We start from the raw sequence: 14,790 nt of genomic DNA, 5'->3' as shown, positions 1-14,790 counted from the left end.
GCCTGACAAATTTTCTTATAGGAAAGTTTCCTATTTGTTTGTTAGCGTGATGCTACACAGCTCCAGTGGACGCGGACAAGGCGGGCTCCGTTGAATCTGATCGTGCACTTCGATGGCCTGCCGGACCGGCAGGGCGCGCTGACCATGGGCCAGGCGAACATGGCGCGCTGCGTGCGGCGGGATCCTCCCGAGCACATGAACTTCCTCATGATCAAGCGCTTGCCGCGGCGGATCGGCCTCGACCGGATCGCCGACGCCACGCACGCGCTGCTCTCCCGGCACGAGGGCCTGCGCACGACCTTCATCGGCGACACCCAGCACGTGCACGGCAAGGGCCTGCTGGAGGTCATGCTCGTACCCGGCCAGGGCCGGCCGCCCGCGCACGCCGCCGAGGAGACGGGCGCGCGATTACGCGCCCCGCGCTTCGACCTCGAAGCCGAGTTCCCGCTGCGGATGGCGGTGATCCTCGCCGGCGACGAGCCGCGCCTGGCGGTGTTCGTGCTCCCCCACACGGTCGTGGACGCCATCAGCCTCGCCCACCTGCTGCGCGAATGGGAGACGCTCCTGTACGGCCGGCCGCTCCCAGGCCCGGAGCCGACCCAGCCCATCGACCTGGCCGACAGCGAACGCACCCCGGCGGCGGCCCGCCGGGCGCAGGCCGCGCTCGAACACTGGCGCGACGGCCTGGCCAGATCGCCGCAGACGATGTTCCCGATCGCCTTCGACACCGAGCACGCCATGGTGCCCCGGCTGCGCGTCCGCTCGGCGGCCGTCATGCCTGGCCTGGAACGTGCCGCCGCCCGTACCGGGGCCAGCCCGTCGATGATCGTGATGGCCGCGCTGGGCGTCCTCGTCGGCCACCGCACGGCCCAGCCGACCTGCCTGCTGGCCTCGCTGTCGAGCAATCGCGCCCATCCCCGGCTGCGTACGCACGTCGGCCCACTGGCCCAGGACGCCCTGGTCGTGGCCGACCTGGACGCCGGCACCTTCGACGAACTGATCGGCCGCTTCCGGGTGGCGGCGCTCGCCGGGTACCAGCGCAGCCGCTTCGACTCCGAGGCGCTGTGGGAGGCGATCCACGCCCTCGACGCCGAACGCGGGACCCGCTACGCCAGGGACTGCGTCTTCAACGACATGAGCGCCCAGATGCCGCCCGACGACGACGAGGACCCGGTCGAGGAGCCCGAGCTGACCTGGCTGCCTGACGCCGCGTTGCCGGCGAACCTGTCGCTCTGGATCAACCGGCTCGACACCGTGCTCGACCTGACCCTGTGGGTCAATCCCGCGGCGTTGTCCAGGGACGAGGCCGAGGTGTTCGGCAGGGGGCTGGTCGGGTTGCTGGGGGCGGCGGGCGAGCGGGTGGTGGACGTCGCGGAGATCGGGGCGGTGAGCGGGGTGGCGGCCATGCCGTACGGGCCGGAGTGGGTTCGTTCCGGCACGTCGTGGGTGCGGCCGGACTCGGTGCGGCGGCTGGTCGAGCGCGCGGTGCCCGGCGGCAGGGCGAGCGTCACGCTCGACGAGGACGGCGCCTTCACCTGCCACCTGGTCACCGACACCGCCATCACCCCCGGCCAGGCCCACCGAGCCTGCCTCGACCTCCTGCCCGGCCACCCGGACGCCGTCGCTCCCCGCCGCTACGTCATCACACCCCCGCCGTGACCAGTCAGCCCGCGTCAGTTCGCGTCGCGTAGCCCGAGGATGTAGGTCGCGGTCAGGGCGACGGCGCGGTCCTCGTCCTGGGACAGTTCGGTGAGGGCGCGGGAGGCGGTGGGGCCCGGGATGTCGGCGAGTGCCTGTGTCAGGCGACGGCGGGCGGGCGGTTCGGCGCCCTCCTCGGACAGGCGCTCGACGAGCATGGCGGCGATGCGCTCGGCCGCGGCGGGACGGGCGGCCAGCGTGCTCAGGGCGTCGGCGGCGTCCACGTCGTTGGCCCCCGCCACGACCATGTCCACGAGCGTCGGCACCGCCTCGGCCGCCCCGCGTGACCCGAGCGCCAGGGCGGCGTGCCTGCGGACCACCACGTCGGGGTGGGTCAGGGCGTCGCGCAGCAGGGCGCCGGCCTGGTCGTCGGCCATCTCGGCGATGGTCTGGACAGCACGTTCGCGTACCTCGGCGACGGGTGAGCCGAGTCCCTCGGCCAGCAGCGCGGAGCCGTCCGCGCCCGAGTGGGCCAGAGCCCAGCGCAGGGCTCCGGCGACGTTCGGGTCCGGTTCGTTCAGCGCCGCCTCGACCAGCGCCTCCACCGGTACCGGCCCCTCCTCGGCCGAGGACAGTGCCGCGTGCTGACGGTTGGCCGCGCTCTTCGACCCCAGACCCTGCAGCAGCGCGACGATCTGAAGGACGTCCTCCCAGCCCGTGGGCTCGGCGGCGTCGATCCTGCGCAGCCGCGTGAGCAGTTCGGTCTCGGCCGCGATGCGTTCGCGCGTCTGGCCGATGAGGTCGGCGACGAGACCGGCGGGCGTGAAGCCGGGGTCGTCGAGCGCGCGCCCCACGTCGCGCAGCGACAACCCCAGCGAGCGCAGGCTCTCGATGTGGAAGATCCGCCTGATGTCCTGGCTGGAGTACTCCCGGTAGCCCGCGCCGCTGCGGCCGGTCGGCCGTACCAGGCCGAGCCGGTCGTAGTGCCTGAGCATGCGGGCGCTGACCCCGGACCGCCGGGCCACGTCACCGATCAACACGGCCCATCACTCCTCCTTGCTCGCGCCGCCGAGTGCGACGACGCGCTTGGCCTCCTCGATCGCGAACGCGAATCCGGCGTCCGGGTCACGCAGCAGCTTTTCGGTGGCGATCGCGTGCGCGCGTACGCGTGGGTTCTGGTGTGTCATCGCGGCGCGCAGCGCGGGCAGCATCGCCTCGCCGAGCGCGACCAGCGCCCGGCTGAGGCTCAGTTGCGTCTCGCGCTCGCCGCGTCCGAGCTGCGCCGACAGGGCCGCCGCGAGTTCGGCCTTGTCGGCTTCGGGGACCAGGACGACCGCGGCCCGCCACGCGCTGCGCGCCACCTCGTCGTCGGCGTCGGCCAGCAGCTCCGGGGTGATCTCCGGCCACGCCCGCCGGTCCCCGATCTTGGACAGCGTGTGCAACGCCTGGCTGCGGGCCTGCGTACGCGCCGAGCGCAGTTCCCCGAGCAGCTCCGGAACCGTCATCGCCGCAGGGTGGCGGGTCAGCGCCCAGGTCAGCATGTCGCGCACGTAGAACTCCGGCTCGACGGCGCTGCGTTCGACCAGCTTGCCGACATAGCTCGGGTCGGGCGTGGTGCCGACGGCCATCGCCGCGCGCAGCCGTACCGAGGAGTCGGGGTCTTCCAGCCCTTGGAGGGCTCTGTCCTGTTTCTGCATGTTCGTCAGTGAAGACCTTGTCACAGTGTCAAGGTCAAGGGGCGGTCTGCCCCAGGGCGATGATCACAAGCACGCCGAGGACGACCACGGACAGGCTGACCATGACGCTGACCCATCTGGCGCTCATCTGGACGGGGAAGAGCGCGAACCCCGCCCCCAGCCACAACGTCAGCAGGGCCTCGTCGGGCCCCACCACCTGACGTCCGCGTCCGGCCAGCGCCGCGTCCAGGTCCGGGTCCTCGCGGGCCAGGCCCTCCTCGATCCGGGCCAGCGCCCGCCGTTCCTTACCAGTCAGCACGGTGACCTCCTTCACCGCACTGTTCCCCACCGGACTCGCTCCAATCAGGCGAATCGCCCGGCCGCCCTGCGGACGACGCCGGGCAGCGCGGCCGCCTCCCCGCCGCTCTTCAGATGGCTCGCGGCGGCGCCGAGCACCGCGCCGATCACCGCGCCGCACAGCGCGGCCGCCGCGATCTCGTCCAGCTCTTCCGGGTACGCCGCACGCAGCGCCAGCGCCCAGGCGGAGTGCAGGTCGGCCACGCGGAGCAGGGCACGGGCCCGCAGGGCCGGTTCGGCGGCGATCAGCCGCGCCCGGACCAGAACGAGATCGCTGCCGGGGTCCACGCTCCAGACGGGGGCGGCGAGCATCCGCTCAACGGCCTGGAGCAGAGCCTCGCGGGGCGTCGGCGGGCGGTCCGCGGCGGAGAGGAACTCGCGCAGCAGGCCCTCGTGCGCCTCGTTGTCGGCGAAGATCACGTCCTCTTTGTCGGTGAAGTAGTTGAAGAACGTGGCCCGCGAGACGTTCGCCGCCGCCGCGATCTGTCCCACGGTGGTCGCTTCGTAGCCCTGCCCGGCGAACAGGCGCAGGGCGGCCTCGGTGAGTTCGTTGCGCGTGCGCAGCTTCTTGCGGGCCCGCAGGCCCGGCTCGGTGTCCATGCCGCGATGTTACTAGACATCGACTAAAATTCGACACCATCTAATATTTCTTCACGGAAGGGCGATCATGGACAGCTTGCGGGAAAGACGGCGTTCATCACCGGTGGCGCTCAGGGCATGCGACCGCGACCGGTTCGCCGAGGCCGCCGACGAGGCCGAACGCCGCCTCGGACCGATCTCGGTGCTGTGCGACAACGTCGGCATCGCCTTCCCCGAGACCATCGACGACATGACCTACGACCTGTACGACCTGACCTTGGGGATCAACCTCGGCGGCGTGGTCAACGGCATCCAGACGTTCCTGCCCCGGATGCCGGAACGCGGCGCCCCCGCGCACATCGTCACGCCGGAGGGCCTGTCCACGGCCGGGCGGCGGGGTGAACTCCTGAACGGCTCAGCCCGGCCAGCGGCCGTCGGCCTGGGCGCGTTCGACCTCGGCCAGCCCGCCGGGCCGCATCCTGCCCTGTCGGCGCAGCCGTTCCACTCGAACGACGTTCCGCTGCGACCAGCCGCTGCGCGGACGGCGGGGCGTGTAACGCTGGGTGTAGGTCGTCTCGTCACGGCGGCGGGTGAGCCCGTCGATCCAGCCGTGGCAGAGAGCCTCCTCCAGTGCCTGCTCGTAGGTGAGGCTGGTCGGCTCGGTGGTGCCCTTCTTGGCGAGCACCACCCACACCTCCGTCTCGGAGGTGTGGTGGTCGTTCAGCCACGCGCTCCAGGCGGCGGCATCGGTGAAGATCTTCACGACGCGCTCCTCAGGGAGGCCAGGATCTCCAGGTAGTGCGGGTTGTACATCAGGCCCAGGATGTTGCCCCACGGGTCGATCACGGTGGCGGTGATGAACCCGGTGCCGCGGTCGCGGGGCGCGTCGTGCTCCTTCGCCCCCATGGCCACGAGCCTTTCCAGGGCGGCGGGCACGTCGTCGACGTGCCAGAAGACCACGGCGCCCGCCGGAGTGCCGACCGCCTCGGGCGACGGCGTCCTGGCCAGCTCGCCGCCCGCGTAGGCGCTGTCGATCACGCCGAACTCGTGCTGGTAGTCCCCGATGCGCCACTCCAGGTAGGCCGGGGTGTCCATGTAGGGCGCGATCCCGAACAGCTCGGTGTACCAGCTCTTCGTCGCGGCCAGGTCGGGCGAGTAGAACGACGTGGTGGTGAGTCCTCGCAGCATGGGTGTTTCTCCTTCTCGCGGTTGGTGATTCCATCATCCCCTTCAAAGTGCTCATCAACTGAGCACTTTGTTTGCGAAGATGAAAACATGCGTGCTGACCGCCTCGTTGCCGCCCTCCTGTTGCTCCAGAGCCGTGGCCGGGTGACCGCCGCGGAACTTGCCGCGGAACTGGAGATCTCCGTCGCCACCGCCCGCCGCGACCTGGAGTCACTGTCCGCCGCGGGCATCCCGGTCTATCCCCAGGCGGGCCGGGGCGGCGGCTGGTCGCTCGTGGGCGGAGCCCGTACCGACCTCAGTGGGTTGAACGCGGCCGAGTCCCGCGCCCTCTTCCTCCTGCTCGGCCCCGCCAGCGCCGCAACCCCCGAGCTCACCTCCGCGCTGCGCAAGCTCGTCCGCGCCCTGCCCGCGACCTTCAGGGCCGACGCCGAGGCCGCCGCGCACGCCGTGGTGTCCGACCCCGCGGGCTGGGGCGAGGCCGACCGCGAGCGTTCCGTCCCGCACGAGTCGCTGCAGACCGCCGTGGTGCGCAGACTCAAGGTACGGCTGGCCTACTCCGGGCAGGAGCGGCTCGTCGACCCGCTGGGCCTGGTCGACAAGGACGGCATCTGGTACCTCATCGCCGGCACCCCCGCGGGCCGCAGGACCTTCCGCGTCGACCGGGTGACCGAGGCGGTCGTCACCGACCTGCCCGCCGAGCGACCCGAGGACTTCGACCTGGCGGCCGAGTGGTCGGACATCGTCGCCCGCATGGAACAACGACGCTCTCTGGTCACCGCGGACGTGCTCATCGACGCCCGCTTCCTGCCCGTGCTGCGCACACACTTCGGCCGCCACCTGGAGGTCGTGACAGAGGAGCCGGGCGAACGCGTCCGCGCCCGCGTGGCCGCGCACATGCCCCGCGCGATCGCCGAACAACTGGCCGGCTGGGGCGCCATGGTCGAGGTCGTCGAGCCGGAGTCGGTACGCGCCGAACTCGCCAGAATCGGCCAAGAACTGACCGCCCGCTACGCGACGCGGTAGCAGGCGCGGGCTACTGCGACTGCGTCGTCCGGGCGCGGAGCTTGTCGAGGGCGTCGCGCATCGTGGCGGCGGTCTCCGGGCTGAGCAGGGGATGGGAGTAGATGTCGAGGAGCGTCACCGCGAGCAGGTGCGCGCCCTCCGGGGTGGCCAGGTCGACGCCCAGGCCGCGGGAGATGTGCTGGTAGAGCACCGGGACGGTCAGGGCCATGGCGGTGGCGAGCGTCGCACGGGCCTTGCGGTCGGCGAACGGCGGGTCGGTGCGGGCCCGGTCGGCCTCCTCCAGCCACCGCTCACACAGGCGCGTCATCTCGTCGAACACCTCGGTGGCCCATCCCTCGGCCAGGGCGCGGGCGAGATAGCGCTGATACGGCCCCAGCCTGGCCAGCCCGGCGCCGACCGGGTTCACCTCGGCCGGGGCGACGTGGACGTCGGTCTCCTCGGCCAGGCGGCGGATCTCCTTGACCAGGTACTCGTCGCACGCCTCACGCAGTGCCAGCTTCGAGCCGTAGTGGTGGCGCACGAGGCCGGAGGAGACCCCGGCGGCCTCGGCGATGTCCCGGATCGTCGCCTTCTCGAAGCCCTGCTCGCCGAACAGGCGCATCGCGGCGTCCCTGAGGCGGGCACGAGCGTTCAAATCTTCGAGGTCCGCCTCGATCCTGGCCATCACCAAGCTCCTCCTACCCATCCGTGCAGCAAACTGTCTCCACACCCACAATACTGTCCCGAGGTATAGCCGCCAGCGGGACCACCTGCGCGCCGCCGTCGCCTTCGCCCGCGGCCACGAACGCGTCGATCCCGACAGGGTCGTGTCTCCTGGTCGTCATCCTCTGGGACACGATCCGGGGCAAGCTGGGCCTGCGGCCGTACTACATCCCTATGGTCGGCGGGCCGGGCGAACTGGCCGTCACCACCACCTACGAGGCCGAGCAGCACATCCGCACCCTCACCGGCGGCGGCGACACGCTGTGGCGCAACAGCGTCGCGCCCAGGGCGTTCATCCCGATGATGCGCTACCGCCCGGACCGGGACGCCGTCCGGCTCACCCAGCCGCTCCTGGTGTGCATCGCCACCGAGGACCACGAGACCCCCGGCGAGAAGACCCGCGCGCTGGCGGCGAGGCGAGGTCCTCGAGTACCCGGGCACCCACTTCAGCTTCTACACCGACGCCGCGATCCGCGCCCGGGTGGCCGCCGACCAGATCGCCTTCCTCCGCCGTCACCTGCAGTCGGCGCCTCCCGCGCGGTGAACCGATGAGTTCCGCCCGCTCGCGGTGTCTACACGGGCGACAGGAAACCCATCGTGCAGAACGGAACGCCCCATGGTCATCGTCGCAGGACACCTCACCGTCGAACCCCGGCAGCGCGAGTCCTACCTCGCCGGGTGCGCGGACGTCGTACGGCAGGCCCGCGAGGCGCCCGGATGCCTCGACTTCGCCCTCACCGCGGACCTTCTCGACCCCGGCCGGGTCAACGTCTACGAGCGCTGGGAGTCGGTGGCGGCCGTCGAGGCGTTTCGCGGCAGCGGTCCGAGCGATGACCAGAACGCGCAGATCCTCGGGGCGTCCGTCGCCGAATACGATATTTCCGAGGTCCGTTCGCTGACCGGATAACACTTGCGCCGGGAAAGCCGGTCATTAGTCCGCCGGCCATTCTCTCAATGGCCCGGCTCGACGCGCCCCGCGGCGATGACGGTGGTCGGCGAGCCCGCTTTCACATTCCTCGTGGCGGACCCGCGCCTTCCGGTGGAGGTGGTGTTCGCGCTCGGGCTGGTAAGCGGAAGCGTGCGGGCTTTTGGGCTTTTCCGGATTTCACGCCCGCATCCGCTGGTGGCGGCCGGGTGGGGCGTCCCGCACGTGTGGTTGACCATGGCGATGGGCCATCTGATGATGTTGCAGGCCCGATCCCCTGGCCGTGCCGCCGGCGGCGGGGCTCCCGTCCAGCGGCCGGCCGACACCGGACAAGGAGTCAACGGCATGTCCCATGACGAGGCACGACGGGTGTTCCAGGCGGTCGACACGTTCGAGGTGGACGCGTTCGTGCGGTTACTGGCCGAGGACGTGAGCATGGTGTTCGGCAACGCCGCCCCCATGGTGGGGCACGAGGGCGTCACCGAGGGACTGCGCGCGTTCTACGCCACCATCGGCGGTCTCACGCACCGGATCGTCAGAACGTGGCGCAACGACTCCGGCACCGCCGCCGAGACCGAGGTGACCTACCGGCGTCTCGACGGCTCCGACGTGAGCATCGCGGCCGTGTCGATCTGGCGCACCCGCGACGACGGCCTCATCTCCGACTACCGCGTCTTCATCGACCTGGCGCCGCTCTATTCGGCGTAGCCGCACATATAGGCGGAACGGTGAAATATTCTGTCCCCCCGGTTGAAGCGCCGCTTTAAAGCCACGCGCTCCCGGCCGCCCGCCGGTCGGGCGCGGCGACCGTATCTCGGGTAACGCCGATGGTCGCCGCGCCTGCGGGCCCGCGGGAACACCGCAACCCAGGAAAAGGGTCATCCCTATCCGGGGATTTCCGTCCAATCGCGCGAATATGGCTTCTGTTGACAGTGCGATGAGCCGTCATGTATCTCTTGAGCCGGGTGCCCGCATTGCGCCAAGGCGTCATTATAAAAGGCTGAAGAGAAATGCCCTCATTTTAAAGGGGTAAGATGAGTTCGCGGGAACTGACAATTGCCGACAGGGTGATCTCCGACCGCTCCGGCGCCTATGTGATAGCCGAGATCGGGCACAACCACGAAGGCGATCTGAAAAGGGCCGAACAACTCGTGCTGAGCGCCGCCGCCCAGGGCGCGAGCGCCGCCAAACTGCAGAAGCGCGACAACCGGACCCTGTTCACCAGGGCGATGTACGACCAGCCCTACGAGGGACGCAACAGCTTCGGCCCCACCTACGGCCGTCACCGCGAGGCCCTCGAATTCGGCCGGACGGAATACACCCACCTCGCGCAGGTGGCGAAAGAGGCCGGGATCGACTTCTTCGCCACCGCCTTCGACCACCCGAGCGTCGACTTCCTGATGGAGTTCGACCCGCCGGCCATCAAGATCGCCTCCGCCGACCTCACCAACACCCCGCTGCTCGCCTACGCCGCCAAGACCGGCAAGCCGCTGATCGTCAGCACCGGCGGCGGCACCGGCGACGAGGTACGGCGGGCCTGCGACACCGTCCTGCCGATCAACCAGAACCTCGCCCTGCTGCAGTGCACGGCCGTCTACCCCGCGGGCCCCGCGGACCTGAACCTGTCGGTGATCACCCGCTACCGTGCCGACCACCCGGACGTGGTGATCGGCTACTCCGGCCACGACCTGGGCGTGGAGGCGAGCCTGGTCGCGTACGCCCTGGGCGCGCGGGTCATCGAGAAGCACTTCACGCTCGACCAGAGCCGGCCGGGCAGCGACCACCACTTCTCCCTGACCCCGCCGGAGCTGGGCGCGCTCACCGCGGGGCTGGAGCGGACGCGGGAGATGCTGGGCTCGCCCGACAAGCGCTGCTCGGCGCAGGAGCTGGCGGCGGTGCGCAAGCTGGGCAAGAAGCTGGTCGCCGCCCGCGACCTGCCGGAGGGCCACCTGCTGACCGAGCGCGACGTCGCCTGCAAGTCGCCCGGCGACGGGCTCAAGCCGTACGAGATGGACCGGCTTCTGGGCAGGCGCCTGGCGGCGGCGGTGCGCGCCGACGAGGCGTTCACGCTGGAACTGCTCGCCGCCGACGCCCCCACCGTCGGCGGAGCCGCAGACGTCCCCGCCGTGGACGGAGCCGCCGACGTCCCCACCGTCAACGGATAGGTCCGCGGAATGACCACGACGGAAAAGGTCCCCTCCCTCTTCTCGCACCAGGCCTTCCGGCGGGTGTTCATGGCCGCGGCGGCCAGCCTGGTCGGCGTCGAGATCGCCTTCGTCGCGCTGCCGCTGGTCGCCATCACCGCGCTGAACGCCTCCCCCGGCCAGGTCGCGGTCATCGGCGTGCTCGACACGATGGCGTTCCTGCTGATCGGGCTGCCGGCGGGCGCGTGGCTGGACCGTACGCGGCGCCGCTGGGTGATGGTCGTCGCCGACCTCGGCCGCGCCCTGATGATGGCCTCGATCCCGATCGCCTGGTTCCTGGGCGTCCTGACGATCTGGCAGATGTTCGCGGTGGCGCTGCTCACCGGCGTGGGCCGGGTCTTCTTCGACGTGGCCAGCCTGAGCTACCTGCCGACGGCCGTGGGCCGCGACCGCCTGGTCCAGGCCAACTCCTACCTGCACTCCTGGGACGCCGGGGCGACGGTCGCGGGGCCCAGCCTCGGCGGCTTCCTGGTCCAGCTCGCCGCCGCGCCCGTCGCGATCGCGGTCACCGCGGTCACGTACCTGTGGTCGGCGCTGTGCCTGTTCGGCATCCGCGTCAAGGAACCCGAGCCCGAGCGCAAGGCCCAGCGGCACCTGGCCCGCGAGGTCGGCGAGGGCGTCTCGTTCGTGCTGCGCCATCCGCTCCTGCGGCCGATCGCGCTGCAGGGCGCGGTCACCAACCTGTTCCTGATGGTCGGCATCACCTCGATCCCGCTGGTGTTCACCCGGCTGCTGAACCTGAACGCCGGTGACATCGGCATCTTCTTCACCTTCGGCGGCGTGGGCATCCTCATCGGCTCCTCAACGGCCAGGCGGGTTGCCGACCGCATCGGCTACGGCCCGTCGCTGTGGCTGGCCGGGCTGGTCGGCGCGCCCCTGTGCCTGCTGGTGCCGCTGGTCCAGCCGGGCGTCTGGCAGTGGGTCACGTACGTGTGCTGGCTGGCGGTCACGCTGCGGATCGGCATGAACAACGTGGTCCTGGTGAGCTTCCGCCAGCGCGTCACCCCCGACCGGCTGCTGGGCCGGATGAACGCCACGATGCGCTTCCTCATGACCGGCGCGCTGGCCGTGGGCGCGGGCGTCGCGGGCCTGGTCGGCCAGTTCGCCGGGGTGCGCGCGGCCCTGTGGGTGTCGGTCATCGGCCTGACGGTGGCCTGGCTGCCCGTCTACTTCTCGCCGCTGCGCTGGATGCGCGAGCTTCCGTCGGAAGAAGGAGGTTCAGATGTTCGCTCCGATGACTGAGCGCTACCTGGACGAGGTGTCCTCTGGCAACCGGGCGCTGCTGGAGGCCAAGGAGGCCACGCCGTTCGGACCGGCCTTCCTCGCCGCCCACGGCGGCGACCTCACGCTGGCGCGCCCGCTGTTCCTGGACGCCGAGCCCACTCTGGCACTCGCCGCCGACCTGCACGCGCTCTACGAGCTGGTCTTCCAGCTTCCCGCGCGGCTGTTCGCGGGCGACTTCGACGCGTACCTGAAGGAGCTGGGCCTGGAGCCGGCCAAGCACGCCGTCCTGCGCCGCTACCGCGCCACCCCCCTCCTGTACGGCAGGGCCGACGTCTACCACGACGGCGACTCCTACAAGGCACTGGAGTTCAACGTCGGCAGTTCCCTCGGCGGCATCGACAGGTCGGCGGTCGAGGCCGGGCTCATGCGCGTGCCGGCGTTCCGCGACTTCGCCGAGCGGCACGGCCTGACGTACGTGAACGCGGCCGAGCGCCTGGCCGAGGAGTGGCGCGCGGCGGCGGCCCCGATCACCGGCGGCGCCGACCCCGTGGTGGCGTTCCTGGAGTGCGACGGCGGGCTGGAGGTCTACCTGCCGATGGTGGAGTCGCTGCGCGAGGCGATGGCGGGCCAGGGCATCGAGATGCTGCTCGGCGAGATCGGCCAGGTCACCGAGCGCGACGGCCGCCTGTTCCTGCACGGCCGCCGGGTCGACGTCGTGCTGCGCTACTACACGGAGAACGAGATCGTCTCGGGCGAGGCCCCGATGGCGGCGGTCGAACGCGTCGAACGCCTCCACGACGAGGGCAGGGTCCTGCTGTGGGCGACGCTGGACAGCGCGCTCTACCACAGCAAGGGCTGCCTGGCGATGCTCTCCGACGAGCGCTGGCGGGCGGCGTTCACCGCCGAGGAGATCGCGCTGGTCGACCGGGTGCTGCCGCTGACCCGCACGCTCAGCACCGACCGGTCGGTGATCGAGGGCGAGCAGGTCGACCTCGTGGACTACTGCCGCGAGCACCGCGACGAGCTGATACTCAAGCCGCGCGCGAACTTCAGCAGCACCGGCATCGTGGTCGGCTGGGAGACCGGCGAGCAGGACTGGAAGGCGGCGCTGGACGACGGCAGGAGCACCGGCGCCATCGTCCAGCGCCGGGTGCGGCCGAAGCCGTTCGAGGTCATGGACCCGGCGACGGAGCGGGTGTCGCGGTGGGTGGGCGTGCTGGGGCCGTTCGTCATGCCCGGCGGACGCTACTCCGGCTGCTACGCCAGGGCGATGCCCGAGGGCGCCAGCATCGTCAGGGGCCTGGGATCGGGACCGTCCACCGGTGTCTTCCTGGTCGAGGGAGCGGCGTTATGACCGACCACGTCACCGCGGCCTACATCGAGCGCTGCGAGGCGGGCCGCGGCGAGCTGGCCAAGGCGATGAGCGACATCCGGCTGACGGAGAAGTTCGCCGCCTCCTGCGCGCACCGGCTGCTGCCGCGGCCGTTCTTCATGGCGCGCGAGCGCATCCTGGGCTTCGCCGACGATCTGACGCGCCTGTTCGACGTGCTGGTCTCGCTGCCGGAGCGGCTGCACGACGGCGACGTGGCCGCCTTCTGCGCCGCGCTCGGCTTCGACGCGCGCAGCTCCGCGCTGCTCGCCCGGTTCCCCGAACGCCCCACCCTGTACGGCAGGGCCGACCTCTACCACGACGGCGACTCCTTCCGCCTGCTGGAGTTCAACTTCGGCAGCGCGCTGGGCGGCGCCGACCGGGCCCAGATCTCCGCGGCGCTCCTGGAGGTGCCCGCGTTCCGTTCGTTCGCCGTCGAGCACGGCCTGGACTTCGTGCACACCGGCGAACGCGTGGCCGCCGCCCTGCGCGCCGCCGCGGCCCCGGTGACCGGCGGGCGCGACCCGGTCGTCGGCTTCGTGGAGGCCGACGGTGAGCTGGTGACGTACCTGAACCTGGTCGAGTCGTTCACCGAGGCGCTGACCGGGCTCGGCATCGAGGTGGTGCTGGGCGAGCTGAGCCAGACCGCCTACGACGGCCGCGCGCTGACCGTCGCCGGGCGGCGGGTGGACCTGGTGCTGCGGTACTTCAACATCGGCGAGATCATGTCGGCGGCGGGCGGCCGGCAGGCGGTGGAGCCGGTGCTGCGGGCGCACGCCGACGGCGCGGCGGTCCTGTTCACGACGCTGGCCAGCGAGATCTACAACAACAAGGGCTGCCTGGCGCTGCTGTCCGACCCGGGCTGCCGGGCGACGCTGTCGGCCGAGGAGCTCGACCTCGTGGACAGGGTGCTGCCCTGGACCAGGCGGCTGGTCCGCGGCGAGCTGGTCGAGCAGTGCCTCGACCAGCAGGAGGACCTGATCGTCAAGCCGTGGGCCGACTTCGGCGGCAGCGGCATCGTCGCGGGCTGGGACGTGCCGCCCGGCGCCTGGCGGGCCGCCGTCGAGCAGGGGGCCGCCACCGGCGCGGTGGTCCAGCGCCGCGTACGGCCCCGCCCCGAGCCGGTCGTCAACCCCGACACCGGCGAGCTGGAGCTGTGGGCGGCGGCCTGGGACGCCTTCCTCACCCCGGACGGCTACGCGGGCTCCCACATCAGGGCGCTGCCGCACGCGGAGGCGCCGATCATCGGCATGGGCGTCACCCCGGCGACCAGGACCACGGGCATCTTCCTGTACTGACCGCGCGTGGTGACGCACGTCACAGCCGTGGCGGGTCCCCTGCCCCCAGGCCGGTTCGTGGTCTGGGCGTAACACCCGCCACGGCAAGGAGACCTCCCATGGACGCCCGTTTCGACTACGCCGCCAACCCCGTCGGAGCCAAGGTCGCGAAGGCCTTCGTCTCGGCGAGCAGGGCCGCGGCCGGCTCGTCGCTGCCGGCCAAGACCCTGGAACTGGTGCAGCTGCGCGTCAGCCAGATCAACGGCTGCTCCGTCTGCGTCGACCAGCACACCAAGGACGCCGCCCACGCGGGAGAGTCCTCGGTCCGGCTCAACCTGGTCGCCGCCTGGCGGGAGGCGGCGGTCTTCACCGACGCCGAACGCGCCGCCCTGGAACTGGCCGAGCAGGGCACCCGCGTCGCCGACGCCGCCGGTGGCGTCACCGATGAGGCGTGGGCGGAGGCCGTCAAGCACCACGACGACGACCAGCTCGCCGCCCTGGTGTCCGCGATCGCCGCCATGAACGCCTGGAACCGCATGAACCTCATCACCCGTCAGGTGGGCGGCGACTATCAGCCCGGCCAGTGGGGATGAGCGGCTCCACAAGGATGGCCCGGGGAGCGTGCGCCCCC

At 71.3% G+C, this 14,790-nt stretch carries 17 protein-coding genes and 1 pseudogene; 11 read left to right on the top strand and 7 right to left on the bottom strand.

The features are described 5' to 3' along the window. Positions 1 to 102: 102 nt before the first annotated feature. A complete protein-coding gene (locus ACIBEJ_RS23675) occupies positions 103 to 1,659 on the top strand; it encodes a condensation domain-containing protein (RefSeq protein WP_397184954.1) in 1,557 nt (518 codons plus the stop codon). Between the two features lie 14 nt (positions 1,660 to 1,673). On the opposite strand, the gene ACIBEJ_RS23670 is transcribed toward ACIBEJ_RS23675, so the two are convergent. From ACIBEJ_RS23670 to ACIBEJ_RS23655, 4 genes are read right to left on the bottom strand one after another with little or no spacing between them, the layout of a single operon-like run. Beyond that, entirely contained in the window at positions 1,674 to 2,678 is a 1,005-nt protein-coding gene (locus tag ACIBEJ_RS23670) for a HEAT repeat domain-containing protein (protein WP_397184953.1), read from the bottom strand. 6 nt (positions 2,679 to 2,684) lie between these two features. After that, the gene (locus tag ACIBEJ_RS23665; RefSeq protein ID WP_397184952.1) at positions 2,685 to 3,335 is read right to left on the bottom strand and encodes a HEAT repeat domain-containing protein; all 651 of its coding nucleotides are present in this window, start codon (positions 3,333 to 3,335) and stop codon (positions 2,685 to 2,687) included. A 34-nt stretch (positions 3,336 to 3,369) separates the two neighbouring features. After that, entirely contained in the window at positions 3,370 to 3,633 is a 264-nt protein-coding gene (locus ACIBEJ_RS23660; protein WP_397184951.1) for a DUF3040 domain-containing protein, read from the bottom strand. Positions 3,634 to 3,677: 44 nt separating this feature from the next. Next, complete coding sequence (locus ACIBEJ_RS23655) at positions 3,678 to 4,271, bottom strand: TetR/AcrR family transcriptional regulator (RefSeq protein WP_397184950.1); 594 nt, start codon at positions 4,269 to 4,271, stop codon at positions 3,678 to 3,680. Positions 4,272 to 4,338: 67 nt separating this feature from the next. Here ACIBEJ_RS23655 and ACIBEJ_RS23650 point away from each other — a divergent pair. Next, a pseudogene (locus tag ACIBEJ_RS23650) lies at positions 4,339 to 4,602 on the top strand (SDR family NAD(P)-dependent oxidoreductase); the annotation flags it as partial. 63 nt (positions 4,603 to 4,665) lie between these two features. Here the strand turns inward: ACIBEJ_RS23650 and ACIBEJ_RS23645 are convergent. Further along, on the bottom strand, positions 4,666 to 5,013 hold the full coding sequence (locus ACIBEJ_RS23645; RefSeq protein ID WP_397184949.1) for a YdeI family protein: 348 nt from the start codon (positions 5,011 to 5,013) through the stop codon (positions 4,666 to 4,668). Continuing rightward, positions 5,010 to 5,438, bottom strand: coding sequence for a VOC family protein (locus tag ACIBEJ_RS23640; protein WP_397184948.1), 429 nt, complete (start codon positions 5,436 to 5,438; stop codon positions 5,010 to 5,012). Before ACIBEJ_RS23640 ends, ACIBEJ_RS23645 begins: the two co-directional genes overlap by 4 nt. A gap of 87 nt (positions 5,439 to 5,525) precedes the next feature. On the opposite strand from ACIBEJ_RS23640, the gene ACIBEJ_RS23635 reads away from it, so the two are divergent. Beyond that, positions 5,526 to 6,458, top strand: coding sequence for a helix-turn-helix transcriptional regulator (locus ACIBEJ_RS23635; protein ID WP_397184947.1), 933 nt, complete (start codon positions 5,526 to 5,528; stop codon positions 6,456 to 6,458). 10 nt (positions 6,459 to 6,468) lie between these two features. On the opposite strand, the gene ACIBEJ_RS23630 is transcribed toward ACIBEJ_RS23635, so the two are convergent. Beyond that, entirely contained in the window at positions 6,469 to 7,122 is a 654-nt protein-coding gene (locus tag ACIBEJ_RS23630; RefSeq protein ID WP_397184946.1) for a TetR/AcrR family transcriptional regulator, read from the bottom strand. A 212-nt stretch (positions 7,123 to 7,334) separates the two neighbouring features. Here ACIBEJ_RS23630 and ACIBEJ_RS23625 point away from each other — a divergent pair, with 212 nt between their 5' ends. The 8 genes from ACIBEJ_RS23625 (at position 7,335) to ACIBEJ_RS23590 (ending at position 14,752) form a co-directional block, all read left to right on the top strand. Further along, positions 7,335 to 7,712, top strand: coding sequence for a hypothetical protein (locus ACIBEJ_RS23625; RefSeq protein WP_397184945.1), 378 nt, complete (start codon positions 7,335 to 7,337; stop codon positions 7,710 to 7,712). Between the two features lie 64 nt (positions 7,713 to 7,776). Next, on the top strand, positions 7,777 to 8,067 hold the full coding sequence (locus ACIBEJ_RS23620) for a putative quinol monooxygenase (protein WP_397184944.1): 291 nt from the start codon (positions 7,777 to 7,779) through the stop codon (positions 8,065 to 8,067). A gap of 363 nt (positions 8,068 to 8,430) precedes the next feature. Further along, a complete protein-coding gene (locus ACIBEJ_RS23615; protein ID WP_397184943.1) occupies positions 8,431 to 8,793 on the top strand; it encodes a nuclear transport factor 2 family protein in 363 nt (120 codons plus the stop codon). Positions 8,794 to 9,119: 326 nt separating this feature from the next. Beyond that, positions 9,120 to 10,250 (top strand): N-acetylneuraminate synthase family protein, encoded by a 1,131-nt coding sequence (locus ACIBEJ_RS23610; RefSeq protein ID WP_397184942.1) that lies wholly within the window; start codon positions 9,120 to 9,122, stop codon positions 10,248 to 10,250. A gap of 9 nt (positions 10,251 to 10,259) precedes the next feature. Further along, entirely contained in the window at positions 10,260 to 11,531 is a 1,272-nt protein-coding gene (locus ACIBEJ_RS23605; RefSeq protein ID WP_397184941.1) for an MFS transporter, read from the top strand. Next, a complete protein-coding gene (locus tag ACIBEJ_RS23600; protein WP_397184940.1) occupies positions 11,524 to 12,867 on the top strand; it encodes a hypothetical protein in 1,344 nt (447 codons plus the stop codon). The genes ACIBEJ_RS23605 and ACIBEJ_RS23600 overlap by 8 nt, the downstream gene beginning before the upstream one ends. After that, positions 12,864 to 14,180, top strand: coding sequence for a hypothetical protein (locus ACIBEJ_RS23595; protein ID WP_397184939.1), 1,317 nt, complete (start codon positions 12,864 to 12,866; stop codon positions 14,178 to 14,180). The genes ACIBEJ_RS23600 and ACIBEJ_RS23595 overlap by 4 nt, the downstream gene beginning before the upstream one ends. A 98-nt stretch (positions 14,181 to 14,278) precedes the next feature. Continuing rightward, entirely contained in the window at positions 14,279 to 14,752 is a 474-nt protein-coding gene (locus ACIBEJ_RS23590; RefSeq protein WP_397184938.1) for a carboxymuconolactone decarboxylase family protein, read from the top strand. Positions 14,753 to 14,790 lie beyond the last annotated feature (38 nt).

Source organism: Nonomuraea sp. NPDC050790 (assembly GCF_044456745.1).
In the GTDB taxonomy this organism is placed as follows: domain Bacteria; phylum Actinomycetota; class Actinomycetes; order Streptosporangiales; family Streptosporangiaceae; genus Nonomuraea.
Note: the sequence above shows the minus strand (reverse complement) of the source record. Positions and strands in the feature narration are given on the sequence as shown.

What these genes read in the sequence shown, in the direction of transcription:
- ACIBEJ_RS23665 (WP_397184952.1), bottom strand. Translation starts at nt 3,335, where the DNA reads ATGCAGAAACAGGACAGAGCCCTCCAAGGGCTGGAAGACCCCGACTCC.
- ACIBEJ_RS23655 (WP_397184950.1), bottom strand. Translation starts at nt 4,271, where the DNA reads ATGGACACCGAGCCGGGCCTGCGGGCCCGCAAGAAGCTGCGCACGCGC.
- ACIBEJ_RS23640 (WP_397184948.1), bottom strand. Translation starts at nt 5,438, where the DNA reads ATGCTGCGAGGACTCACCACCACGTCGTTCTACTCGCCCGACCTGGCC.
- ACIBEJ_RS23635 (WP_397184947.1), top strand. Translation starts at nt 5,526, where the DNA reads ATGCGTGCTGACCGCCTCGTTGCCGCCCTCCTGTTGCTCCAGAGCCGT.
- ACIBEJ_RS23630 (WP_397184946.1), bottom strand. Translation starts at nt 7,122, where the DNA reads ATGGCCAGGATCGAGGCGGACCTCGAAGATTTGAACGCTCGTGCCCGC.
- ACIBEJ_RS23625 (WP_397184945.1), top strand. Translation starts at nt 7,335, where the DNA reads ATGGTCGGCGGGCCGGGCGAACTGGCCGTCACCACCACCTACGAGGCC.
- ACIBEJ_RS23620 (WP_397184944.1), top strand. Translation starts at nt 7,777, where the DNA reads ATGGTCATCGTCGCAGGACACCTCACCGTCGAACCCCGGCAGCGCGAG.
- ACIBEJ_RS23615 (WP_397184943.1), top strand. Translation starts at nt 8,431, where the DNA reads ATGTCCCATGACGAGGCACGACGGGTGTTCCAGGCGGTCGACACGTTC.
- ACIBEJ_RS23610 (WP_397184942.1), top strand. Translation starts at nt 9,120, where the DNA reads ATGAGTTCGCGGGAACTGACAATTGCCGACAGGGTGATCTCCGACCGC.
- ACIBEJ_RS23605 (WP_397184941.1), top strand. Translation starts at nt 10,260, where the DNA reads ATGACCACGACGGAAAAGGTCCCCTCCCTCTTCTCGCACCAGGCCTTC.
- ACIBEJ_RS23600 (WP_397184940.1), top strand. Translation starts at nt 11,524, where the DNA reads ATGACTGAGCGCTACCTGGACGAGGTGTCCTCTGGCAACCGGGCGCTG.
- ACIBEJ_RS23595 (WP_397184939.1), top strand. Translation starts at nt 12,864, where the DNA reads ATGACCGACCACGTCACCGCGGCCTACATCGAGCGCTGCGAGGCGGGC.
- ACIBEJ_RS23590 (WP_397184938.1), top strand. Translation starts at nt 14,279, where the DNA reads ATGGACGCCCGTTTCGACTACGCCGCCAACCCCGTCGGAGCCAAGGTC.